Origin of the sequence: Enterococcus avium ATCC 14025, from assembly GCF_000406965.1 — a bacterium.
In the GTDB taxonomy this organism is placed as follows: Bacteria; Bacillota; Bacilli; order Lactobacillales; family Enterococcaceae; genus Enterococcus_A; species Enterococcus_A avium.
Map to the genome: position 1 here is coordinate 81,691 of NZ_KE136364.1, position 22,688 is coordinate 104,378.

20 protein-coding genes are annotated in these 22,688 nt (G+C 38.8%); 17 read left to right on the plus strand and 3 right to left on the minus strand.

All coding sequences use genetic code 11. From position 1 onward, the window contains the following. The first annotated feature begins 1 nt into the window (after position 1). The 12 genes from OMU_RS13260 (at position 2) to OMU_RS13315 (ending at position 12,614) form a co-directional block, all read left to right on the plus strand. Entirely contained in the window at positions 2 to 1,141 is a 1,140-nt protein-coding gene (locus tag OMU_RS13260; RefSeq protein ID WP_016180404.1) for a mannitol-1-phosphate 5-dehydrogenase, read from the plus strand. Positions 1,142 to 1,520: 379 nt separating this feature from the next. Next, positions 1,521 to 2,789, plus strand: coding sequence for a M20/M25/M40 family metallo-hydrolase (locus tag OMU_RS13265; protein WP_016180405.1), 1,269 nt, complete (start codon positions 1,521 to 1,523; stop codon positions 2,787 to 2,789). Further along, the gene (locus OMU_RS13270; RefSeq protein ID WP_016180406.1) at positions 2,786 to 3,592 is read left to right on the plus strand and encodes a DUF3100 domain-containing protein; all 807 of its coding nucleotides are present in this window, start codon (positions 2,786 to 2,788) and stop codon (positions 3,590 to 3,592) included. The genes OMU_RS13265 and OMU_RS13270 overlap by 4 nt, the downstream gene beginning before the upstream one ends. Further along, complete coding sequence (locus tag OMU_RS13275; RefSeq protein ID WP_016180407.1) at positions 3,573 to 4,061, plus strand: hypothetical protein; 489 nt, start codon at positions 3,573 to 3,575, stop codon at positions 4,059 to 4,061. The genes OMU_RS13270 and OMU_RS13275 overlap by 20 nt, the downstream gene beginning before the upstream one ends. A 198-nt stretch (positions 4,062 to 4,259) precedes the next feature. Further along, positions 4,260 to 4,961, plus strand: coding sequence for a glucosamine-6-phosphate deaminase (nagB, locus tag OMU_RS13280; RefSeq protein WP_016180408.1), 702 nt, complete (start codon positions 4,260 to 4,262; stop codon positions 4,959 to 4,961). 276 nt (positions 4,962 to 5,237) lie between these two features. After that, complete coding sequence (locus OMU_RS13285) at positions 5,238 to 5,864, plus strand: CatB-related O-acetyltransferase (protein WP_034876180.1); 627 nt, start codon at positions 5,238 to 5,240, stop codon at positions 5,862 to 5,864. A 98-nt stretch (positions 5,865 to 5,962) separates the two neighbouring features. Beyond that, positions 5,963 to 6,670, plus strand: a complete 708-nt coding sequence (locus tag OMU_RS13290; protein WP_016180410.1) for a pseudouridine synthase — start codon at positions 5,963 to 5,965, stop codon at positions 6,668 to 6,670. 83 nt (positions 6,671 to 6,753) lie between these two features. Continuing rightward, on the plus strand, positions 6,754 to 7,458 hold the full coding sequence (locus tag OMU_RS13295) for an MgtC/SapB family protein (RefSeq protein WP_016180411.1): 705 nt from the start codon (positions 6,754 to 6,756) through the stop codon (positions 7,456 to 7,458). A 138-nt stretch (positions 7,459 to 7,596) separates the two neighbouring features. Continuing rightward, positions 7,597 to 8,271 carry a response regulator transcription factor gene (locus OMU_RS13300; protein ID WP_016180412.1) on the plus strand — a complete coding sequence of 225 codons (675 nt, stop codon included), beginning with the start codon at positions 7,597 to 7,599 and terminating at the stop codon, positions 8,269 to 8,271. Continuing rightward, positions 8,244 to 9,371: a sensor histidine kinase gene (locus OMU_RS13305; protein ID WP_016180413.1), complete on the plus strand. Its 1,128-nt coding sequence runs from the start codon at positions 8,244 to 8,246 to the stop codon at positions 9,369 to 9,371. Before OMU_RS13300 ends, OMU_RS13305 begins: the two co-directional genes overlap by 28 nt. Positions 9,372 to 9,473: 102 nt before the next feature. Next, positions 9,474 to 10,133 (plus strand): ABC transporter ATP-binding protein, encoded by a 660-nt coding sequence (locus OMU_RS13310; RefSeq protein WP_016180414.1) that lies wholly within the window; start codon positions 9,474 to 9,476, stop codon positions 10,131 to 10,133. Beyond that, on the plus strand, positions 10,134 to 12,614 hold the full coding sequence (locus OMU_RS13315) for an ABC transporter permease (protein ID WP_016180415.1): 2,481 nt from the start codon (positions 10,134 to 10,136) through the stop codon (positions 12,612 to 12,614). Between the two features lie 40 nt (positions 12,615 to 12,654). On the opposite strand, the gene nrdF is transcribed toward OMU_RS13315, so the two are convergent. From nrdF to nrdH, 3 genes are all read right to left on the minus strand, one after another. Next, positions 12,655 to 13,620, minus strand: coding sequence for a class 1b ribonucleoside-diphosphate reductase subunit beta (nrdF, locus tag OMU_RS13320; RefSeq protein ID WP_016180416.1), 966 nt, complete (start codon positions 13,618 to 13,620; stop codon positions 12,655 to 12,657). Positions 13,621 to 13,847: 227 nt separating this feature from the next. Beyond that, a complete protein-coding gene (gene nrdE, locus OMU_RS13325) occupies positions 13,848 to 16,007 on the minus strand; it encodes a class 1b ribonucleoside-diphosphate reductase subunit alpha (protein WP_016180417.1) in 2,160 nt (719 codons plus the stop codon). A 322-nt stretch (positions 16,008 to 16,329) separates the two neighbouring features. Continuing rightward, the gene (nrdH, locus tag OMU_RS13330) at positions 16,330 to 16,548 is read right to left on the minus strand and encodes a glutaredoxin-like protein NrdH (RefSeq protein ID WP_016180418.1); all 219 of its coding nucleotides are present in this window, start codon (positions 16,546 to 16,548) and stop codon (positions 16,330 to 16,332) included. A gap of 393 nt (positions 16,549 to 16,941) precedes the next feature. On the opposite strand from nrdH, the gene OMU_RS13335 reads away from it, so the two are divergent. The 5 genes from OMU_RS13335 to OMU_RS13350 all read left to right on the plus strand — a co-directional run bounded on the left by OMU_RS13335 (position 16,942) and on the right by OMU_RS13350 (position 22,653). After that, positions 16,942 to 17,412, plus strand: a complete 471-nt coding sequence (locus OMU_RS13335; RefSeq protein ID WP_016180419.1) for a FeoA family protein — start codon at positions 16,942 to 16,944, stop codon at positions 17,410 to 17,412. Continuing rightward, complete coding sequence (gene feoB, locus OMU_RS13340) at positions 17,413 to 19,575, plus strand: ferrous iron transport protein B (RefSeq protein ID WP_016180420.1); 2,163 nt, start codon at positions 17,413 to 17,415, stop codon at positions 19,573 to 19,575. Further along, positions 19,563 to 19,697: a FeoB-associated Cys-rich membrane protein gene (locus OMU_RS22915; protein WP_016180421.1), complete on the plus strand. Its 135-nt coding sequence runs from the start codon at positions 19,563 to 19,565 to the stop codon at positions 19,695 to 19,697. The genes feoB and OMU_RS22915 overlap by 13 nt, the downstream gene beginning before the upstream one ends. Before the next feature lie 279 nt (positions 19,698 to 19,976). Next, the gene (locus OMU_RS13345) at positions 19,977 to 20,678 is read left to right on the plus strand and encodes a MarR family winged helix-turn-helix transcriptional regulator (RefSeq protein ID WP_016180422.1); all 702 of its coding nucleotides are present in this window, start codon (positions 19,977 to 19,979) and stop codon (positions 20,676 to 20,678) included. A gap of 199 nt (positions 20,679 to 20,877) precedes the next feature. Then, a complete protein-coding gene (locus OMU_RS13350) occupies positions 20,878 to 22,653 on the plus strand; it encodes an ABC transporter ATP-binding protein (protein WP_016180423.1) in 1,776 nt (591 codons plus the stop codon). Positions 22,654 to 22,688 lie beyond the last annotated feature (35 nt).

The window sequence follows — 22,688 nt, forward strand, 5'->3', positions numbered from 1 at the left end:
GATGCAAGCAACACACTTTGGCGCAGGAAATATTGGACGTGGATTTATTGGAGAAATTTTAGCAAAAAATGGTTTTTCAATTGATTTTGTTGATATCAATGAAACAATTATCAATGCATTGAATGAACGCAACGAATACACGATTCAATTAGCAGATGAAAGTCAAAAAGAAATTCATGTCGCAAATGTGGACGGCTTGAACAATCAAACCAATCCAGAGGCTGTGATTGATTCCGTTAGTAAAGCAGATATTGTAACGACAGCGATTGGACCCAATATCTTACCCTTTATCGCAGAATTAATTGCTAAAGGGATTCAAAAACGTCGCAGTGAAGGCAATACAGCTGCTCTAGATGTAGTAGCCTGCGAAAATATGATTGGCGGTAGTCAATTTTTATTTGAAAAGGTCCAAACTTTTTTATCCGCAGAAGATCTGGCTTTTGTAGACCAATGCATCGGATTTCCCAATGCGGCAGTCGATCGAATTGTGCCAATCCAACATCACGATGATCCATTGTTCGTATCAGTGGAACCTTTCAGTGAATGGGTAATTGATGCGACACAAAGTAAAAACAAAGAGCTGCGTCTAGAAGGTGTGGAATATGTAGAGGATTTGGAACCTTATATTGAACGGAAGTTATTCTCCGTCAATACTGGACATGCGACGGTTGCTTATACTGGAGCATATGCAGGGTATCAAACAATCGATGAAGCGATTGCCGATGAACGTGTGCTAGAGAAATTACGTGCAGTTCTTGGCGAAACGGGAGAGTTATTGATTAATAAATGGAATTTTGATAAAGAGAAGCATTTTGCTTACATTGATAAGATCGTTAGTCGTTTCGAAAATAAATACATTTCAGATAGTATCAGTCGTGTGGCGCGGACACCGATTCGTAAGTTGGGCTTTGATGAACGATTCATTCGTCCGATTCGGGAATTGAAGGAGCGCGGACTTGAATACGATAATTTAGTAGATGTCGTAGCAATGGTTTTGAAATACGATGATCCGAACGATGAACAAAGTGTTGAATTGCAAGGGTTGCTAAAAGAGAAATCAGCAGCCGAAGTGATCCAGCAGGTTACTGATTTAAAAGATAATGAGTTAATCGCTGAAATTTCAGCAACATATCACAAATAGCTCTTCCTTTCTCCACCGCGATAAATAATTGCGGTGGGGAATTTTTTTATTTATAAAGAAATTTCGTTTCAAAAACCGGCTGAAAATTATCTGTTTTCAAATTTATAAATAAGTTTTTTGGACGAGTTTTGAAAATTACATCATTTTAAACATTATCTATTTGGCAAATAAATAAACATTATGAGTTGTGATTGCCGAAATAGTTCGTGTTTTTGGCAAAATGCTCTTGATTCTTTCTTTTTAAAAAGATATTATAAACAAGTCGAGAAATTTCGTTTCATGAAGCACTCGAATGAAATAGGCGTTCTATGCTTAAAGAGTGACAATTTATACTAGTTTCTTAACTATTCATTTTTGAATGACAATAAGGGGGAGTTAAATGACGACGTTTGCTAAGTATTATCAACAATTGAAGGAATTTACGGAAGATTTATTTTTACATCCAGAACTGGGCTATAAAGAACATCGCACATCTGAAAAAGTAATCGAAGAGTTGACCCGAATTCATCCATCGATAGAATTGTCTAAATTTTCAGAAACAGGGATTAAAACATTTTTATCAACAGATAAAAAACGAACGATGGCATTTATTGCAGAGTTAGACGCGGTTTATGCACCGACACATTTTCAAGCAGATCCTCAGACGGGGGCTGCTCACAATTGTGGGCATTTTACTCAGGTGGCAATCGCATTGTCCTTGTATGATCATTACATTAAAACTGGAAACTATAAGAAATTAGACTTTAATTTATGCTTTATCTTTGTACCGGCGGAAGAATATTTAGATTTGGATTATCGTAAAGAGCTTCGAGCTGCTGGTAAAATCCAGTTCTTAGGGGGAAAACCGGAAGCAATGTCATTAGGGATTTTTGATGATGTTGATTTTGGTGTTTGTGTCCATGCTATCGGGGAAGTCTTCGAACGGCCGACGATCGAAGTGAATTGTGATTTAGCCGGCTTCCTGTATAAGCGTTATCATTTTTCTGGAAAAGCGGCTCATGCGGGCTTTGATCCTTTTTCAGGTATTAATGCCTACAGTATATCGACGTTATTCAATACAGCGATCGGGTTAAGTCGCCAACAGTTTAAGGATACAGAATCGATTCGAGTGAACCCCATTGTAATGGAGAGCGATATGTCGACAAATGTTGTTCCGAATCACATTACGGTAGGAACTGACCTGCGCTGTAAGACACTAGAATACATGCCAGAAGTAGCGCGAAAGCTAGATCGTGCCGCACAAGGAAGTGCGTATGCTTTGGAGGGCGAAGTAACGATTGAAACGGAGCTGGGCTACCTGCCATTTGTTCAAGATCGTTATCTAAATAGTTTTGTGGAGCGGACCTTTGCGAAGTTCGATAAGATTCCGGACATTATTGATGATCGTGGCGGGATTGCAGCAGCTGGTGATATTGGTGATTTAGCATTTATGATGCCTTGTATCCAAATCAGTTATGGTGGATTTGAAGGAACAATTCATGGAGATGATTTTAAAATGATCGATCCAGAATTTGTTTTAGAGACCTTCCCAGAATTTTTATCAGAGGTGCTAATGGAAATGTCTGGCAACTTGGATGAGGAAAAAATCTATCGTCGTTCATTTAAAGAATATAAAGAATTAATTGATTCAATTGGAGGGAATGTATGAAGAAGCAATTAGTGTGGTTAGTTGGTTTTGTGGTGGCGGTGGTAACGATCGCAGAATTGATCGGGATGCAATTCATTACGTTAGGAAATACGACTGTTACCGTTTTACCGTTAGTATTTTCTGTTTTATTGGCGATGCTGTTTGGATTACCAGTGCTTCGCAAAGGGTTAGTTGCTAAAATTTATTCAAAGGGCAATATTCAATTTTCAGCGAAGTATTTATTGTATATTATGCTGCCGTTAATGGCACGTTATGGCGCGGATGTAGCCCCAAGATTGAAGGAAATATTGAGTGTTGGCTGGGTGTTCTTATTCCAAGAATTGGGAAACGTGGGAACGGTTCTTATTGGTTTGCCAGTAGCGCTTATGTTAGGCTTGCGTCGGGAGGCTATCGGTGCAACTCTGGGTCTAGGTCGGGAAGGCGAGCTAGCGTATATTTCTGAAAAGTATACACTAGATTCTGCCGAAGGACGCGGGGTATTATCGCTTTATTTGATTGGTACATTATTCGGGTCGATTTTCTTTAGTATTTTTGCGCCGATCATGGCTGGGCTTGGTTTTGATTATCGCGCGTTAGCCATGAGTTCAGGAGTCGGCTCTGCCAGCATGATGACGGCAGCTTCATCTTCTTTAATTGCTTTAATGCCTGAAAATGAAACGACGATCGCAGCCTATGCCGCTGCGAGTCAATTGTTGACCAGTTTTTTAGGAACCTATACGATGGTATTTATTGCAGTGCCATTGCAGCGTTTCATGTACAACTTACTGACAGGAGGATCACGCCGTGGAAAAGAAACAGTCTAATGAATATATTAAGATTTCACTTGTATTATTATTAAGTATCTGCTTGATTTTATTTACACAGGGAATTAAATTACTTAAAAATCCAGCCTCTACTCCGATTACCTTTAACACGATTCAAGGATTAGTGGTATTGTGGGCTTTTTCTATGATTGGCGTATTTATCTCAACGTTAGTGAAGAAAACCAACATCAAAATTCTAGCTGATTTTCCAATTTTAGGCTGGGTGTCCTTAACATCCTTGTTTTTCTGTCTACTTTCTGACTTTTTTGTTCAAGCGATTGCCGGTGTTGACTTTTTATCGATCACCACGCCGATTTTAGCGTTTGCGGGTCTGTCAGTGGCAGATAGTTTGATGGATTTACGGAAGACTTCTTGGCGCGTTGCGATTGTTGCTATCTTTGTTTTTATTGGAACGTATCTTGGAAGTGCGATCATTGCACAGATCGGATTGCTTTTAACAGGGAAATAAAAAAATCTCCAGAGCAGAGAAAATTCTGTTCTGGAGATTTTTTTGGAAAAGCTTTACCTTCTTAATGAAATTGATAATAATGATCTTAAGCATGAACAGTAGAAAAACTTAATATTTTGGTCTAGACTTTCTTATTGAAAAATTCGTTGATCGGTGTTAAAATTGGTGTATACCAAATTGATAAAGGAGCGTTTACCCATGAAAGTAATTCGTGTGAAAGATGCCAATGAAGGCGGAAAAAAAGCATTTGAAATCATCAAAGATGGAATGGAAAACGGCGTAAAAGTATTAGGTCTAGCAACAGGCAGCACTCCTGAAACCTTATATAAAGAAATGACAACTAGCGATTTAGATTTTTCAGATATGACTTCTGTAAACTTAGATGAATATGTAGGATTAGATGGATCAGACGATCAAAGCTATCGTTATTTCATGAATGATCATTTATTCAACAAAAAACCATTTAAAGAAACATTCGTGCCAAATGGAAAAGCAGAAGACTTGGAAGCTGAATGCAAACGTTACGATGAAGTGATTGCTGAACATCCACTTGACTTGCAAGTATTAGGAATTGGCCGTAATGGACATATCGGTTTTAACGAACCAGGAACACCATTTGATGTCACTACGCATGTGGTTGAATTAACAGAATCAACAATCGAAGCTAATAAACGTTACTTCGATAAAGTTGAAGATGTTCCGACTCATGCATTGTCAATGGGAATCGGTTCAATTATGCAAAGTAAAAAAATCTTGTTGATGGCTTTCGGTACGGATAAAGCTGACGCAATCAAAGGCATGATTGATGGTGAAGTAACTGTTGATCTACCTGCAAGTGTTTTACAAAACCATGCTGACGTAACAGTGATCATTGACGAAGACGCAGCAAGCAAATTATAATCGTATTCAATGAAGTGCCGAGGAAAATTCCTCGGTACTTTTTTTGTGAGTTCCTCTTCGTACTTCAAGTACGTTAGTGGAATCGTGTATGCGGAGATAATAAAACTCATTTTTCGCTGTTTGCTTAGTGAACGTATTAATAGCTAGCTACTATATTAATTAAGGTTAAGGTTAAAGCTCTCAAGTGATATACTTATTTCAAGGAGCGTGAACGTATGAAGCGGTGCATTGTTTTAACTGGAATGGTTAGCTAACGAAAAAAAGGAGGAGAGAACTATTCCAGTAGAAAAGCTTTACCCTAGAAGTAATGATCATGAAACGATTTATTTGCAGCAAGCGATTACCCGACCGGCTATTTCAGTTGGAGACTACACGATTTATAATGATTTTCGCAGCGATCCCTGTGACTTTGAAAAGAACAATGTCTTGTATCAGTATCCAATCAATCATGATCGTTTGGTTATTGGCAAATTTTGTTCGATTGCTTGTGGTGCAACGTTTATTTTTAATAGCGCAAATCATAAGCAGTCAGCCCTTTCGACCTACACCTTTCCTTTATTTTATGAGGAATGGCAGCTGAAGAAGGAAGACGTGGCTTCAGCATGGGACAATAAAGGCGATATCGTGATAGGAAATGATGTCTGGATCGGCTATGAAGCAACGATTTTATCCGGTGTAACGATCGGAGATGGCGCGATCATCGGAGCAAAGGCAGTGGTGACGAAAGATGTTCCACCCTATAGCGTAGTCGGCGGTGTTCCAGCAAAGAAAATCAAACAACGATTTGATGCGGAAACGATTCAAAAATTGCAGCAGCTCAAATGGTGGGATTGGCCGGATGAAAAAATTCGACAAGCAATCCCCTATTTAAAAAATGGTGAGATCGATCAATTATTTGAATAAGCAGTACAAGCTCAGTCGATTATACGGCTGAGCTTGCTTCTTTTTCTTCTTTTGACTATAGTGAACACTAGAAAAGTAAGGTGGAGGATTTAAAGAATATGCGTTTAGACAAATTTTTAGCGGAGGTCGGCTTAGGCAGTCGTAAAGAGGTGAAACAGCTGATCAAAAAAGGTCAAATCAGCGTGAACCAGAAAATCGAAAAATCAGATAAAAAACAGATTGATCCAGAGAAGGATCAGGTTGACTATCAAGGCGAAATCTTGCATTATCAAGAGTTTTACTACTATTTATTACATAAGCCGGCTGGTGTCGTGAGTGCAACAGAGGACAAGCACGATCAGACCGTGATGGATATATTTTCACCCTCTGATTACCGCAGTGATCTTTTTCCAGTGGGTCGTTTGGATAAGAATACTGAAGGGTTATTGTTAATTACCAATGATGGGAAATTAGCGCATGATTTGCTGTCTCCAAAGAAACATGTAGAAAAGGAGTATTTCGCTGAGGTTCAAGGAGTAATGACGGCTGAAGATCAACAGCGTTTTGTTGACGGGTTTTTATTAGATGGAGAACGGACGCTGCCAGCAGAATTATTGATTGATGAAGTAACGGAAAATAAATCAAAGGTACGAATTATTCTACATGAGGGGAAATTCCATCAAGTCAAACGAATGGTTAAGGCCTGCGGCAAAGAAGTGACTTATCTAAAGAGAATTCGTATGGGGAAGCTGCTGTTGACTAAAGAGTTAGTCAAAGGAGCCTACCGCTCATTAACTGAAGATGAATTAAAGGGACTAAAAGGTTAATTGGCGTTCTTTTTTTACTACCGTGCTATACTAAAGGAGAAAGCTTTTCAGAATAAAAGCAGAACTGAAGGGGTGGTGCACAGATGGATTTGAAATTATCCGTTTATGAAATTATGCTGCGGCTATTTTTAGCTATGATCATGGGTGGTGCCATCGGGATTGAACGGGAATATAAAAACCGACCTGCTGGAATTCGTACGCATATTTTAGTTTGTATGGGTGCGACGATCATCGCATTGATCCAAGTGGAGATTGCTGATCAGGCCTTGCGTTATGCAGCGGCGAAGCCAGAATTCGTCGGTGTGGTACGAGCAGATGAAGCGCGTCTAATTGCACAGGTCGTCAGCGGAATCGGTTTTCTTGGCGCCGGTACAATCATGGTCAGCAACCGTTCGGTTAAAGGGCTGACAACAGCTGCTTCGATTTGGGCAGGTGCTGGTTTGGGGATTGCCATCGGTATGGGCTATTACACGATCGCTATTTGCAGTTTTGTTGGTATTATTTTGGCTTTGACAGTGGTAAAAAGGGTCATCAAAATTAATGCCATCAAAAAGCTGGAGATTCGTTATATCCACCGCGAAGCAACCAAGGAATTTATTATGAATTATTTTGAGAGTAAAAAAATCGAAGTCGAAGATGTTGATTTCGACGTGGATTTCATGGATGATTATCGGATTTATACGAATGTCTATACGATTGATTTACCACGTGGAATGAATTATACGGATGTGATTGAGGATCTATCCATGTATAAAAATATCACAAAACTACGCATGATTAACGTGTGAAACAGAGGATAAAATCATTTAACGATGATTTTGTCCTCTTTTTTTGAATAAAGTAGTATTGTCAGAGCTTCTGTTCATTGATAGAGTTAGAAGTAAGAGTTAGTAAAATGGGATTATTTGGTATATATAGGAGGAAAAATGGGGAAAATTCTTTTATTAGAGGACGATCAAAATTTAAATAATGGGATTCAATTATGTTTGACCAGAGAAGGATACGAGGTCACGGCTTGTTTAGATATTACTTCGGCTGAACGGGCATTTGAACAACAGGAGATTGATTTAATTATCAGCGATCTTTCTTTGCCAGATGGCAGCGGCTTGGATTTTTGTCAGAAAGTTCGTGAACGATCGAATGTCTTGATATTAATGCTGACTTCTTATAATCAGGAACACGACATTGTGTCGGGTTATGTTCATGGCGCTGATGATTATATGACCAAGCCCTTTAGTTTAATGGTTTTAGTCTCAAAGGTACAGGCACTGATGAAGCGAGTAGTGCGTAATCAAGGACAAGAATTGATTTCTGGAGAATTATCAGTCTCGTTAAACGAAATGAAGGTTAAGCTGCAAGGAGAACTTTTGCCGTTGAGTAAGACGGAGATCCAATTGCTGGTGCTTTTCATGGAAAATCCGAAGCAAATTCTCTCAACAGATCAGTTACTTGATCAAATCTGGGATACTAAAGGCGAGTACGTTGACACGAATACTGTTTCAGTGAATATTAGCCGCCTGCGGCAGAAAATCGGTAAGGAACGAATTAAAACTGTTCGAGGAGTGGGGTATTTATGGATCAACGACGTTCAAAAAAAATAGTTTTGATTTACGTGTTGATATCTGTAGCCTGTTTTGCGTTGTTTATCACTCAAAATTTTAAAATGTATTCGGAAATTGAACAAGATCGCCAAGCGACTTTAGCACTGTTAGTAAAGGAAGAAAAATTTTCAGAAGCTGCGTTAATCAAGACTTTTAAAGTAAATAAGACCTCTGACTTGGCTAACGAGGGGGCTTCCTTAGAAGCAAAATATAATTTGATTGATAAAATGGATCATCCACGCCTGCTACGGACACTTCTTATTAGAAACCTGCAAATATTTACACTTTGCTGGCTGCTGATTTCGTTACTATTTTTCTGGCAGATGAAGGAAAAAATAAAACTTCAAAAAAGCTTAGAAAAGGAAACCAAAGAGTATCACGAGAGTTCAATTCAAAATGAATTGTTATTGCAGCGAAGTCAGCGTGAAGAAGGAAATTTGAAATCCAGTATTACGGATATCACGCATCAGCTAAAAACTCCAGTGGCATCATTGAAACTAAGCTTGGATATCGCACTTTCAGATCAATATGAGGAGCAGGAGCGAAGAAATTTTGCCGACCAAGCAGAAGTTCAGATCAACAAGTTGAACTTGATGCTGGATGGTTTAGCAAAAATCTCACAGCTAGAAACGGATCTGATTCAACTGAAGCCACAAAAGCTTTCCTTACAACAATTGATTAATGAAGCAGTCAATGGTGTAATCATGAAAGCAGTCGAAAAGGACATTGAGTTGGAAGTTGAATTGTCAGAGGATACTTTTGTTATGGTTGATAAAAAATGGACGCTAGAAGCTTTAGGAAATGTGTTGGAAAATGCGGTGAAATATTCGCCAAAGCAAACCACAGTGATTCTTCGGGCTTCTTCATTGGTGACTTATGTGTTGGTTGAAATTAAAGATGAAGGACCTGGAATTCCTACTGATGAGCAAAATAAGATTTATCAGCGTTTTTACCGCGGCAGTTCTAGCACGACGGCAGAAGGTTCTGGAGTAGGACTATATCTGACTCGGAAAATCATTGAAGAACAAGGCGGGACAGTTATGGTGAAGCAACGGCATCCTCGGGGATCGAATTTTCAATTGACCTTGCCAGCAACGTAATTTCTTTTCTTACAAATTTGTTATGTTCGGTGAAAGAATCCTGCAAGGGTTCTTTTTTATACTAAGAGTATAGAAATGAGATGAGGAAAGAAGGAGACGAAAATGATTTTAACAATTAGAGATCTAGTAAAGCATTATAATGATGGGGGTTCCGTCGTAAAGGCAGTTGACCATATTGATTTGGAAGTACAAAAGGGTGATTTTGTTGCGATAGTTGGTAAATCGGGCTCTGGTAAAAGTACGCTGTTGAACTTAATCGGTAGTTTAGATCGACCAGATTCAGGGCAAGTCATCATTGATGGGAAGAATGTTTTTCGAATGAAGGATGAGCAATTGGCTGTCTTTCGTCGTCAAAAGATCGGTTTTATTTTTCAGAATTACAATTTAATCCCATCGTTGAATGTTTGGGAAAATGTCGTTTTACCGATCGGTTTAGATAATCGAAGAGTCAATACAGCATTTATCGAAGACTTGTTGAAGACAATTGGATTAAGTGACCGTAAAAAAGCCTTGCCAAGCATGCTTTCTGGTGGTCAGCAGCAACGTGTGGCGATCGCACGAGCGATTGCAGCAGAACCAGCAATTATCTTGGCCGATGAGCCGACAGGAAACTTAGATACCAAGACAGAATTAGAAGTAATGTCACTTTTAAAAAAATCAGTTGAAAAATTTGGCCAAACACTAATTATGATTACTCACGATGAAGGAATCGCGCAAACGGCTGATCACATTGTCCACCTTGAAGATGGGCGGGTGATCTAAATGAAGATGATCAACCAGGTAGCGTTAGCCAACACGAAGTATCATAAAGGGAAAAATCTACTTTCCGGGATTGCAATTATTTTGACCAGTGTGTTAGTTTTCTTGATCACTTCGATTGGATTAGGGGTGGTAAATGTTCAGAATGCGGCAGTCAACAAGGTTTATCCAACATGGCATGCGATGTATCGCCAAGTCTCTGAAGAAAATATGGGAAAAATTGCTCAGCATGATTTGATTGGGGAATACGGTCTGCGTCAGGATGTCGGTGAATCCGTACTAAATAAAGATGACTTTATCCTCATTAGCTATTTGGATAACGGTGCACAAAAATTAGCTAAACAAACCTTTACGAAAGGACACGCTCCGAAAAAAGGGAACGACGCGGTGCTTTCAAGGGATGCATTGAAGACGTTGGGTTATCCGAATGCGAAAATTGGGGATACAATTAAAATTCCGATTCAGATCTATGAAGCGGACGGCATGGGTTTACAGCAGGAAAAAACATTTCGCTTAACTGGTTTTTCTCCTGATATAAAAAACCAAAATGATGAAAAAATTTTTTCAATGCTCGTTTCAAAAGATTTTATGGAGGAAGTCATTCCCAAAAAACAGCGAAGCTATCGCATGATGATTCGTCTGAACGAAACTGCTGCGACTTCAACCGATGCTATTAAGGAGCAAATCAAGGAAATTGGAAAAAATTTCGATGTTACTGAAGATAATATCGTTGAAAATAGCGACTATCTTTTTGCTAATTATATCGATCCTGCTTTTTATTCAGGGATGGCGATTATTGTAGGAATTATTTTGATTGCCGGAGCGTTAACGATTTACAGTATTTATTATGTATCTTTGATCAATAAGGTCCAAGAGTTTGGAAAATTGGCAGCTTTAGGAGCGACTAAAAGACAGATACGTCAAATCATTTTACGAGAGAACTTGATCGTTGCAGGGCTTTCGATTCCTGCTGGACTACTAATCGGGATTGCTGCAGTAAAATTTGTTTTCTTTCAGTTGATCTCATCAATTTCAAGTGAACAAGCTATGACAAAGGAGATGCGTCAGGTACTTGATAATGGCGAGGTATCCTTGATCCTTCCCTGGATTATCGCGATGACAATTGGGGTCACTTTACTAACAGTTATTTTGGCTTCTTTGAAACCTATGCGTCAAGCTAGTAAAATCATGCCGATTGAGGCAATGCGCTATACTGGGCAAATGCAAGGCAATAAAAAACAACGTAAGGGATTTATTGATCTTAATCTGCGACGCTTAGCCAATGCAAACCTTTCTAGAAATAAAAAGCGAACAATGGTCACGATTTTTTCATTGGGGATGATTGGAATTTTGTTTGTCGTCATTTCAACTGTTTTTAGTTGTATGAATCCCAAACAGGCCGCCCGTGATACGATCGCTGAAGATTATTGTATGAGTATTGCTTCACGAGAAGGTGATAAGATGCGACCAGAACTTAAATGGACTGTGATTCAACAAAATAATCCCTTAAACAATAAGGTAATTAATAAAATTAAAGCAATCGATGGTGTTGAAAAAGTAGATGCATTTCAATCTATTACAGGAGAAGTTCCGAGTGTTAAGGATCCTGGGACAGACAAGCCAATGAGCTTATCAATTGGCGGTATTTCTAAGGATCAAATGGCTCTGATCAATAGAGATATTGAGAAAGGACATGCGACTTATGAGGAATTAAACTCAGGAGATAAAGTTATTGCGACAGGTTATATATTAGCAAATTATCCAGAAATCAAGATCGGCGATACATTGACCTTCAAATTCTTTGATGGGAATCGTACGTTTGAAAAAGACATGACAATCATTGGTGGAGGAAGCTTTGCACAATCGGTTACGAACTTTGATAATTTCTTAATGAGCAACGAGGCGATAAAAAAACTATCGAAAAATAATTTAACCTACTATGTGAATATTAAAGCTGCTAAAGGAAAAACTAAAACCGTTCAATCAGCCATTGAAAATATTGAAGAAGGAAATGAGCTGTTTCGTTTAGAAAGTTATGAAGAAGTTTTGAAACAGTGGGAAGACACGTTGCAACTGACAGCTGGGGCTGGGTATGCGATTATGCTAGTTTTGGCAATCGTTGGGATCATGAACCTAATCAATACGACAATCGATAGTATTTTAAGTCGAAAAAAAGAATTAGGCGTTATGCAGGCAATCGGCATGTCTAATCAACAAATGAAGAAAATGCTTCGAACAGAGGGTTTCGTCTATGCAGGTGGTATTATTTTACTAGCGGGAGGCCTAGGCAGTATTCTCGGATATCTGGTTTACTTGTATGCGGAAAGTCATTCGTTGATGCAAATTAAAGTGTATCAATACCCATTAATCCAAGTTTTGCTGATGATTTTCTTAGTTGTTATCGTACAATTGATTCTGACTTATGCAACGACCACGATCGTCAATAAAGAAACAGTCATCAAACGAATTCAGGCGTCAGAATAAAAAAATGCAGCCCGCAAGAAACTGCGGGCTGCATTTTGCTTTATTCTAAACCAATCAAATAATCATCATCATTCATGGCTTCCACTTGACCAAGCAAGTAGCCATTGCCGACTTGTGAGAAGAAATCATGGTTACTAGTTCCGGTGGAAATCCCGTTCATAACGATCGGGTTCACATCATCTGCGGTATCTGGGAAAAGTGGATCCATGCCTAGATTCATCAAAGCTTTATTGGCATTGTAGCGCAAGAACGTTTTGACTTCTTCGGTCCAGCCGATTTCATCGTATAATTCTTCGGTATAACGTTCTTCATTTTCGTACAATTCATACAATAAATCGTACATCCATTCCTTCAAACGTTCTTGTTCTTCTTCGGTTTGTTCGTTGAATCCGCGTTGGAATTTGTAACCAATGTAGGTGCCATGAACCGATTCATCACGAATGATCAATTTGATGATCTCCGCTACATTGGCCAACTTATTATTTCCTAAATAATATAGAGGTGTGTAAAAACCAGAATAGAAAAGGAAAGTCTCAAGAAAGACACTGGCGATTTTCTTTTCTAATGGTGTGCCGTTTTTATAGATCTCGTTGATCCGTTCGGCCTTTTTTTGCAGGTATTGATTGGTATTGGTCCATTCAAAGATTTCATTGATTTCCGTTTTGGTATTCAAGGTACTGAAAATTGATGAATAGCTTTTCGCGTGAACAGATTCCATAAATTGAATATTGTTCAAGACAGCTTCTTCGTGGGGCGTCCGAACATCTTTACGCAGCTGATCCATTCCGCTTTCTGATTGGACGGTATCCAATAAGGTCAGACCGCCGAATACATAACCCACAGTTTGTTTTTCTAGGTCAGATAGTTTACGCCAATCGTCTAAGTCGTTAGACAACGGAATCCGTGTATCCAACCAAAATTGTTCAGTCAATTTTTCCCACGTCGATTTATCGATGACGTCTTCGATTTCATTCCAGTTAATGGCTTCATAATAAGTTTCTGCCATGGATATTCCCCCTATTTCGTATTAATAAATTTATTTTTTTAAAGTCCAAAAAAATAAATTTAATGCTCTCCACGTATATCATCCAACTATACATGTTCATATCTAATATAAATCAATTTGTCCTGTTTTAAGTGAATGAAAACTGTGAAAAGTTGGCCTGACATCCTAAAGTAGTTATTTACGCAGAGCATTCCCTCTCGAACAGAAGTGCGAGAGGGAACAATGATTTAGATTACACAGCTTTCACATTGGTTTGAGCCAATTTCTTCGGCATCATCAGTAAATGTTCGAACGTAATAAATGGATTTACAGCCCTTATAAAAAGCGTAGTTACGCAGGATGTTCAAATCACGTGTTGTTTGTTTGCTTTCAGTTTTCCATTCATATAGTCCTTCAGGAATTTCCGAACGCATAAACAAGGTCAAGCTCATTCCTTGGTCGATATGTTGCTGAGCAGTCGCATAAACGTCAATGACTTTGCGCATATCCATATCATAGGCAGAAGTATAATAAGGCAAGGTTTCATTATTCAAGTAAGGCGCTGGATAATAGATCTTACCGATTTTCTTTTCTTGACGCTCTTCAATTAAACGAGTGATTGGGTGTAAGCTGGCACTTGTATCGTTAATATAAGAAATCGAACCATTTGGTGCAACAGCTAACCGATTTTGGTGGTATAGGCCATCTTTTTGAACAGCTTCTTTTAGTGCTTGCCAATCTTCGGCAGTTGGGACAAAGATATCCTTGAAGATTTCTTTGACTTTATCTGTTTTAGGAACAAATTCGCCAGTCGTGTATTTATCAAAATATGAGCCATCAGCATAGGCTGATTTTTCAAAGTTATGGAAGGTTGTCTGGCGTTCTTTTGCTAATTCATTGCTTTCCATCAAAGTCCAGTAGTTAAGCAGTGTGAAATAAATATTTGTGAAGTCAATTGATTCTTCTGAACCATATTCCATCAAGTGTTTCGCAAAGAAGCTGTGCAGGCCCATCGCACCTAAACCGATCGTATGATTTAGTTTATTCCCATTTTGAATCGAAGGAACGACGTCAATATCGGATTCATCTGTTACAAAAGTTAGAGCACGAACCATTGTCCGAACAGATTGACCAAAATCGGGACTTTCCATCAAGTTCACGATATTGGTTGAACCAAGATTACATGAAATATCTGTTCCTAATACATCATATTCTTGCCGACCATTGATCGTAGAAGGTGTTTGTACTTGCAGAATCTCAGAACATAAATTACTCATGACAATTTTTCCATCCACTGGATTTGCACGGTTTGCTGTATCAATGTTGATGATATAAGGATAACCAGATTCTTGCTGCAATTTTGAGATTTCATTTTCTAAATCGCGGGCACGAATTTTTTTCTTGCGAATATTTGGATTTGCGACTAAATTATCGTATTCCTTCGTAATATCTACATAAGAATAAGGAACACCGTATTCACGTTCAATGCCGTAAGGACTAAACAAATACATATCTTCATTTTTACGAGCCAATTCGTAAAATTTATCTGGCACAGTCACACCAAGAGAAAGAGTCTTCACACGGATTTTTTCGTCGGCGTTTTCCTTTTTGGCAGATAGGAACATTTCAATATCCGGATGGAAGACGTCTAAGTAAACGACACCAGCACCTTGACGTTGGCCTAATTGGTTCGAATAAGAAAAGCTGTCTTCAAATAATTTCATAACAGGAACGACACCACTAGCAGCGCCATCATAACCTTTAATCGGTGAACCGGCTTCACGCAAGTTCGATAGATTGATTCCGACACCGCCGCCGATGCGTGATAATTGCAAAGCGGAGTTGATTGACCGCCCAATACTATTCATATCGTCCGTTACTTGAATTAAGAAACAAGAAACCAATTCTCCACGACGTTTGCGGCCCGCATTCAAGAAGGATGGGGTAGCAGGCTGGTAACGTTGATGGATCATTTCATCTGCTAAGGATAAAGCTAATTTTTCATCGCCGTCTGCAAAGTATAAGGCATTGAAAGCAACCCGATCCTCATAGCTTTCTAAATATTCCGTTCCATCATTGCTTTTCAACGCATACTGAGAATAAAACTTATATGCCGCCATAAATGATTTAAAGGTAAAATTTTGTTCCTCTAAATAGGTATAAAGTTTTTCGATAAAAGCAGTCGTATATTTTGCAAGAAACTCGGCCTCTAAAAATTCTTCTTCTATTAAATAGTTGATTTTCTCTTGCACTGAAGAAAATGCATGGGTATTTGGTTCAACATTTTCTTTGAAAAAAGCGGCTAATGCTTCTTTATCTTTATTTAGTGGAATCTGTCCATTCACTGGACGATTAATTTCGTTATTCAGCTTGAAGTAAGATACTTCACCTAGGTCTTTCAGGCTCATTTCGTCACATCTTTCTATATATAGTGTCTGTATGTTTTTGTTTTGGCTGACTAATCGTTCAAATAAGTTTCTTCACCAGTGATCAATTGTGAATCAATATTTACTCTTTCACTAAGCAAACTGTAAAAAGGTGGAACTGGGAATAAAGAAAACTTTGCAATCGTGGATCGCAAAGTTTTCGAAAAAAGGTGCTCTAGAAGTAGCTTATTCGGAAATAATTCTTCTTATTGCTGTGAGACACAGCGATTGTTCATCTGAACTAATCTGGAACAGTACCTAATTGGTACTTGAAGCAAAACGCTTCTGCCGCAACCTTTCAAATTTACGCTAATGCTTTCAATTGATCTGGACGAAAACCGATGATGGCTTGTTGTCCGCCGAAAATAACTGGGACACTTTGGAAACCTTGATCTTTTAGAAAACCTAGAGCTTCGGGTTCATTGTCGATGTTGATTTCTTCGAATGAAATTTGATTTTCGGTTAAATAACGCTTTGTCATTTTGCACTGCATACAATTATTTTTTGAATAGACTTTTACCATAAGACTACCTCCCTTGATTTCTACAATTACTAGTATAAAAGATGTAGGGAAAAAGTCAATCGTTAAACACCATATATTGTGTTGGTAGATTATTGGTATACTACTCTTTGTGTTTTTTGCAAAAAGGTTGAAAACGGATAGCTGCAAAGAAAAATCCCTTTACAGAATTAGAAAAACTGCTATAAGATGTTTTTTTACAAGGAAAAAGTTTTTTTAATAACGAGAAAAACAGGATCGAACCAAATAAATCAATGATTGTCAAACAACTTGCTCAGAAAAAAGAGAAAATCTTCGACCATTTATTGACTTTGCACTCAAATGAAGCTATTCTTAGTGAGAAAGATTCTCATTATTAATTAGATGCAAAAGTCGAACAGTAAGGTGGAGGAAAATATGACAACTTTGGCAGATATTTCATTGAACTATGTCGTTCAGATTAGCGAAATGCCTTTAGAAAATGATTTAAAGCACCGGTTACAGGACTTGGGAATGATTGTCGGTTCAAAAGTTGCCGTCGTAAATCATTCTGGCGATAATGGCATTATTCTACTACATAATACACGACTGGCTTTATCCCAGTCTTTACTTAAGCAGATACTTGTGAAGGAACTAACGGAAGATCAAGAAACTTGGGTTTCGCTTGACCAATTAAATGCAGGCGAAGAAGGCGTTGTAGTGAATGTTCACGGCAGCGGGTCGATCAAACGTCGCTTAATGGATATGGGTTTAACAAAAGGCACAGCAGTAAAAGTTGTCAAACTGGCTCCTTTAGGTGATCCAATTGAACTTCGTGTTCGTGGATATGAGCTGAGTTTACGAAAAAGCGAATCAGAGATGGTGGTTGTATCGAAGGAGGTAGAATAAATGGCTAAGATACATATTGCTTTAGCAGGAAATCCCAACAGCGGAAAAACGAGCACTTTTAATGTTTTAACCGGAACCAACCAATTTGTGGGAAATTGGCCAGGCGTAACGGTTGAACGTAAAGAGGGGATCTATAAGAAGGATTCTGAAGTAAGTATTGATGACCTGCCAGGAATTTATTCACTATCGCCTTACTCTCCAGAAGAAGTAGTGGCTCGGGATTATTTACTCTCAGGCACGCCGGATGCCATCATTAATATTATTGATGGGACGAACCTCGAGCGTAATCTTTACTTAACGACACAACTGATCGAAACAGGAATTCCAGTAGTCGTTGCTGTGAATATGATGGACATCATCAAAAAAAGTGGTAAGCAGATTAATCTAGAGAAGCTTGCTTATGCTTTAGGTGTTCCAGTAGTAGGAATCAGTGCATTAAGGAATTGGGGACTGGATAAAGCAGTCAGCGAAGCCCTTCATCTAGTTAAAAAAGGAGTAGAGGAAGTCAATTTTCCTCACTATGATAAACGTTTAGAGGCGGCCTTAAGTGAAATCGAAGATGTTTTAGGCAGTACGGTTGTTGCTAAGTATAGCCGCTGGTACAGTTTGAAATTATTTGAACGGGATGAACGCGCACAAAAGGGCTTAAATCTGAGTCCGATTCAGGAAAAAGAGTTGCAAGAGATTATAAAGATCACAGAGAAAATCTTCGGTGAGGATGCGGAAAGCTTAGTTATTAATGAGCGTTATAATTTCATAACCGATTTGAAAACGTTATGTGTCATTGATGAGGATCAGTTTAAGCTATCGATCTCAGACAAAATAGATCGAATTGTAACCAATCGTTTTTTAGCATTGCCGATTTTTGCGTTAGTCATGTGGTTAATCTATTATATTGCAATCCAAACAGTTGGGGCGATGGGAACGGATTGGGTGAATGATAATTTATTTGGCGATATCGTGCCAAATTTTGTCAGCTCGACTTTGCAGTCGTGGAATGTTGCTGAATGGATGCAAAGCTTGATATTAGATGGAATCATTGCTGGAGTGGGAGCTGTTTTAGGCTTCCTTCCACAATTAATGGTGCTTTTCTTATGTTTGGCGCTTTTGGAAGATTGCGGCTATATGTCTCGAATTGCATTTGTTATGGATCGAATCTTCCGTAAGTTCGGTTTATCCGGGAAGTCATTCATTCCTATGTTGATTGCGACAGGCTGTGGTGTACCTGGAGTAATGGCCAGTCGTACGATTGAAAATGAAAAAGATCGACGAATGACGGCAATGTTGACGACATTTATGCCTTGTTCGGCAAAACTGCCGATCATTGCTCTAATTGCTGGAGCATTCTTCCCCAATAGTAGCTGGGTAGCACCATCAGCATACTTTGTTGGAATGGGTGCCATCGTTTTATCGGGAATCGCTTTAAAGAAAACCAAACTGTTTGCTGGTGACCCAACACCATTTATTATGGAGCTTCCCTTATACCATATGCCTCGAATCGGCAATACAGTACGGTATACCTATGATCATAGTAAAGCTTTCGTTAAACGTGCTGGAACAATCATTTTTGTATCTAGTATCGTGATCTGGTTTATTTCCAGCTACAACTTCTCGTTACAAGCGGTAAATGAAAATGACAGCATTTTAGCTGCTTTGGGTGGCTTGATTGCACCATTATTTGCTCCATTGGGTTGGGGCGACTGGCGTGGAGCGGTTGCAGCGATTACTGGTCTGGTAGCAAAAGAGAATGTGATTGGGACCTTCGGAATTTTGTATCGTCATGCCGAAGTTGCTGAAAATGGCGTAGAAATCTGGAAGTCGTTACAGGCAGCCTATACACCGATTGCTGGTTATTCGTTCTTAGTCTTTAACTTGCTATGTGCACCTTGTTTTGCCGCAATTGGTGCAATCCATCGTGAAATGGGTGATATCAAGTGGACGTGGCGTGCGATCGGTTACCAATGTAGTTTGGCTTATGCTGTAAGTTTTGTTGTCTATCAATTCGGTCATGTGATGTTTGAAAACGGGAAGTTCGGTATTGGTTTAATCTTAGCGGCTTTCGTACTTGCTGCGATGATTTACTTCATCGTAAGACGCCCTGTTAAACAAGCACCGACGATTACAATCGAAGAAATCAAAGAGGTGAAAGAATGGCAACTATAATATTGAGTATCTTAATCTTTGGTGGTGCTGGAGTGGTTGTTTATCGAAGAATCAAAAATGGCAGCTCATGCGAAGACTGTGACAGTGGTTGTCCAGTAAAAGAGGAACAGCATAAACATTAATCTGAAGTAAGAGCCTAGTGAATCTCACTAGGTTCTTTTTTGTCATTCATGCTCTTAACCATTTAATTGAATAAATAAAAAAATATTACAAAGTTGTTGACAACTGTTCGGTACCGAACTATAATGGCAAACGTAATAAAGTTAGGTACCGAACTTTATCGTTATTTCTCTAAATTTTGACAGTATTAGAAAAGATTAGCCAATAACGATGAGCTCGTTTCCAACAAACGAAGAAGAAGTTACGGTACGAATATCAATAATAGTAAGGAGATCCTTTTTATGAGTGAGTTTACAAAAGATTTGATGCGTCAGCTGCGTTTTATTAGTTCAGCTAGTAATGCATTTATGAGTACAAGACAGAAGTTAACTGGTCAGCAACGAGTTTTAGCAATTTTGGTAAAAGAAGACGGACTAATCCAAAGCCAATTAGCTGAAATTCTTGATATTCGCCCAAGTTCCTTAGCAGAGTTAATGAAGAAAATGGAGAAAAGTAACGATGTTCTGCGAAAAGAAGAAAAGCATGACAAACGAATCAAACGTGTTTTCCTAACTGAAAAAGGAAGACAAAAGGCGAAAAAAATAAGTCATGTCGGTGAGGATATGAGTGAAGCCTTCTTTGCCGGATTGACGGAAGAAGAACAGGAAAATTTCAGCGAGTATCTGCAAAAGATTTCCGCTGGCTGGCAGGAAGAGTTTCAAAAACAAGCAGGACGATTTGTTGATCCAATGGATCGTTTGCGTCAGATGCAAGCAATGCGTGAACATTTCGCTGAAAATTGGCAAGAGGATTGGCAAAATCTTTCGCGAGAAGAGCAGCATCTTATACGGCATCAAATGCAACGGGAGATGCGCAATGCGTCACGAGAGTTTTCTCGGAATTTCAATCATGATTTTCGTCGAAACTTTTGCGGCAATCCTGACTGCTATAACGGACCAGACAAAACGAAAGGTCCAGAAAATACAGAATGGGACGATTTTTAACATAGAAGGGAAATTGGTTTCGTATAAATAAATGAGGATGTCAGTTCAACTTTTCGCAGAAAGTATAGGCGAAAAGGTACTCAGTAAAAAAGTGAATTAATTGATTGAGCGCATTAGTTGAATGGTATACGGCATTCGAATCAAACTAATTTTTTCTAAAAAAAATTAGTAGATTTACGCGAATAAGGAGGTACCAATTATGGATCGGGATATGAGTATAGCGCCTGAAGAAACAATTAAAGAAGAAAAGAAGAGTAACTATAAATTAAAAGATTTTTTACGTTTGATTATGAGTGTCAATCCTAAGAAATCACTGTTTGCTATCGGTTTGTTTTTGAGTCTATTAACAAGTGGGGCAAGCTTGATCGTTCCGCAATTGACGAAAGGATTAATTGATACAAGTAAATTGGCACAAATCGACAAAAGGATGCTGATTGTTTTAGTTTTGGCTTTCGTAGCACAACTAGCATTTGGTGCGATTGGCAGCTTTTTATTGCGATATGTTGGTGAAAGTGCTGTTAAAACGTTACGAGAAAAATTATGGAGCCATTTATTACAAATGCCCGTGGGTTACTATGATGATCATAAATCAGGTGAGAGCAGCTCACGGCTGGTGAATGACACGACAGTTATTAAAGATTTAGTCGCAACGCAGTTTCCTAATTTTATTACTGGTGCGATCCAATTAGTTGGATCTATGATTATTCTATTTGTAATGGATTGGAAAATGGCGGCGATGATGTTCTTAGCAGTGCCGATCATGGCATTGATTATGATGCCGATTGGACGAATTATGTCACGCTTGGGTCGGCAATTGCAGGCGGCAACCGCTGACTTCAATGCGGAAGCCAGTGAAAAGTTATCTGAGATTCGTCTGATTAAATCAAGCAATGGTGAAGAATTTGAAAAGAACAGCGGCGGTTCATTTATCAATAAGATTTTTAACTTAGGAATTAAAGATGCAAAAGTTGAAGCGATGTTGCAGCCAATCATCACGACGGTTATGTTAGGATTGTTTGTCGGCATTTTAGGTTATGGCGCAGTCCGGGTCCAAGCGGGTACATTGACGAGTGGGCAATTAGTAGCTTTCTTGTTGTATCTATTTAATATCATGATGCCAGCAGCTAGTTTTGCGATGTTTTTCTCACAAGTACAAAAGACCATGGGCGCGACTGAACGAATCGAACAAATTCTGAAAACAGAATTAGAACCCATTGAAATAGGAAAAGCAGTTGATGTAGCAGGTAAGACGATCAAAGCAGAAAATCTTTCCTTCCATTATGTAGCGCATCGTCCGATTCTGAAAAATGTTTCCTTTGAAGCGAAACCAAATACCGTGATTGCTTTCGCAGGTCCAAGTGGAGGCGGAAAATCTACTATTTTTGCTTTATTGGAACGCTTTTATCAACCAACAGGCGGTACAGTTAAAATTGGTGATGAAAGAATCGATGATCTTAGTCTAACGAATTGGCGTTCACAAATTGGCTATGTATCACAAGATAGTGCTGTTTTTGCTGGGAGCATTCGTGAGAATTTGCAGTATGGGTTAGATCGAACATTAACAGAGAAAGAATTGTGGCATGGATTAGAATTAGCCTATGCCGATCAATTTGTCCGTGAATTTCCCGATCAATTAGAAACGGAGCTAGGGGAACGCGGAGTGAAATTATCTGGAGGACAAAAGCAACGGATTGCTATTGCTCGTGCATTTTTACGTGATCCAAAAATTCTAATGCTGGATGAAGCAACTGCTAGCTTGGATTCACAATCTGAGGAAAAGGTTCAGCGAGCGTTGGATCAATTGATGGAAGGGCGGACAACATTGGTAATCGCTCATCGTTTATCAACGATTGTGGATGCTGATCATATTTACTTTATTGAAAAAGGCGAAGTGACCGGTCATGGAACTCATAGTGAGTTAATCGCCAGTCATCCGCTTTATGCGCAATATGTGCAGGAACAAGTGGTAAATTAAAAAGAGCGTATCAAAACTTTTTATTATAAAGTTTT

Bases quoted from the DNA above. Each gene is read 5' to 3' on its own strand.
- OMU_RS22915 (WP_016180421.1), top strand. From the start codon at position 19,563: ATGGCAACTATAATATTGAGTATCTTAATCTTTGGTGGTGCTGGAGTG.
- OMU_RS13290 (WP_016180410.1), top strand. From the start codon at position 5,963: ATGCGTTTAGACAAATTTTTAGCGGAGGTCGGCTTAGGCAGTCGTAAA.
- feoB (WP_016180420.1), top strand. From the start codon at position 17,413: ATGGCTAAGATACATATTGCTTTAGCAGGAAATCCCAACAGCGGAAAA.
- OMU_RS13305 (WP_016180413.1), top strand. From the start codon at position 8,244: ATGGATCAACGACGTTCAAAAAAAATAGTTTTGATTTACGTGTTGATA.
- OMU_RS13260 (WP_016180404.1), top strand. From the start codon at position 2: ATGCAAGCAACACACTTTGGCGCAGGAAATATTGGACGTGGATTTATT.
- OMU_RS13310 (WP_016180414.1), top strand. From the start codon at position 9,474: ATGATTTTAACAATTAGAGATCTAGTAAAGCATTATAATGATGGGGGT.
- OMU_RS13315 (WP_016180415.1), top strand. From the start codon at position 10,134: ATGAAGATGATCAACCAGGTAGCGTTAGCCAACACGAAGTATCATAAA.
- OMU_RS13295 (WP_016180411.1), top strand. From the start codon at position 6,754: ATGGATTTGAAATTATCCGTTTATGAAATTATGCTGCGGCTATTTTTA.
- nagB (WP_016180408.1), top strand. From the start codon at position 4,260: ATGAAAGTAATTCGTGTGAAAGATGCCAATGAAGGCGGAAAAAAAGCA.
- nrdH (WP_016180418.1), bottom strand. From the start codon at position 16,548: ATGGTAAAAGTCTATTCAAAAAATAATTGTATGCAGTGCAAAATGACA.
- OMU_RS13345 (WP_016180422.1), top strand. From the start codon at position 19,977: ATGAGTGAGTTTACAAAAGATTTGATGCGTCAGCTGCGTTTTATTAGT.
- OMU_RS13265 (WP_016180405.1), top strand. From the start codon at position 1,521: ATGACGACGTTTGCTAAGTATTATCAACAATTGAAGGAATTTACGGAA.
- nrdE (WP_016180417.1), bottom strand. From the start codon at position 16,007: ATGAGCCTGAAAGACCTAGGTGAAGTATCTTACTTCAAGCTGAATAAC.
- nrdF (WP_016180416.1), bottom strand. From the start codon at position 13,620: ATGGCAGAAACTTATTATGAAGCCATTAACTGGAATGAAATCGAAGAC.
- OMU_RS13300 (WP_016180412.1), top strand. From the start codon at position 7,597: ATGGGGAAAATTCTTTTATTAGAGGACGATCAAAATTTAAATAATGGG.
- OMU_RS13350 (WP_016180423.1), top strand. From the start codon at position 20,878: ATGGATCGGGATATGAGTATAGCGCCTGAAGAAACAATTAAAGAAGAA.
- OMU_RS13270 (WP_016180406.1), top strand. From the start codon at position 2,786: ATGAAGAAGCAATTAGTGTGGTTAGTTGGTTTTGTGGTGGCGGTGGTA.
- OMU_RS13335 (WP_016180419.1), top strand. From the start codon at position 16,942: ATGACAACTTTGGCAGATATTTCATTGAACTATGTCGTTCAGATTAGC.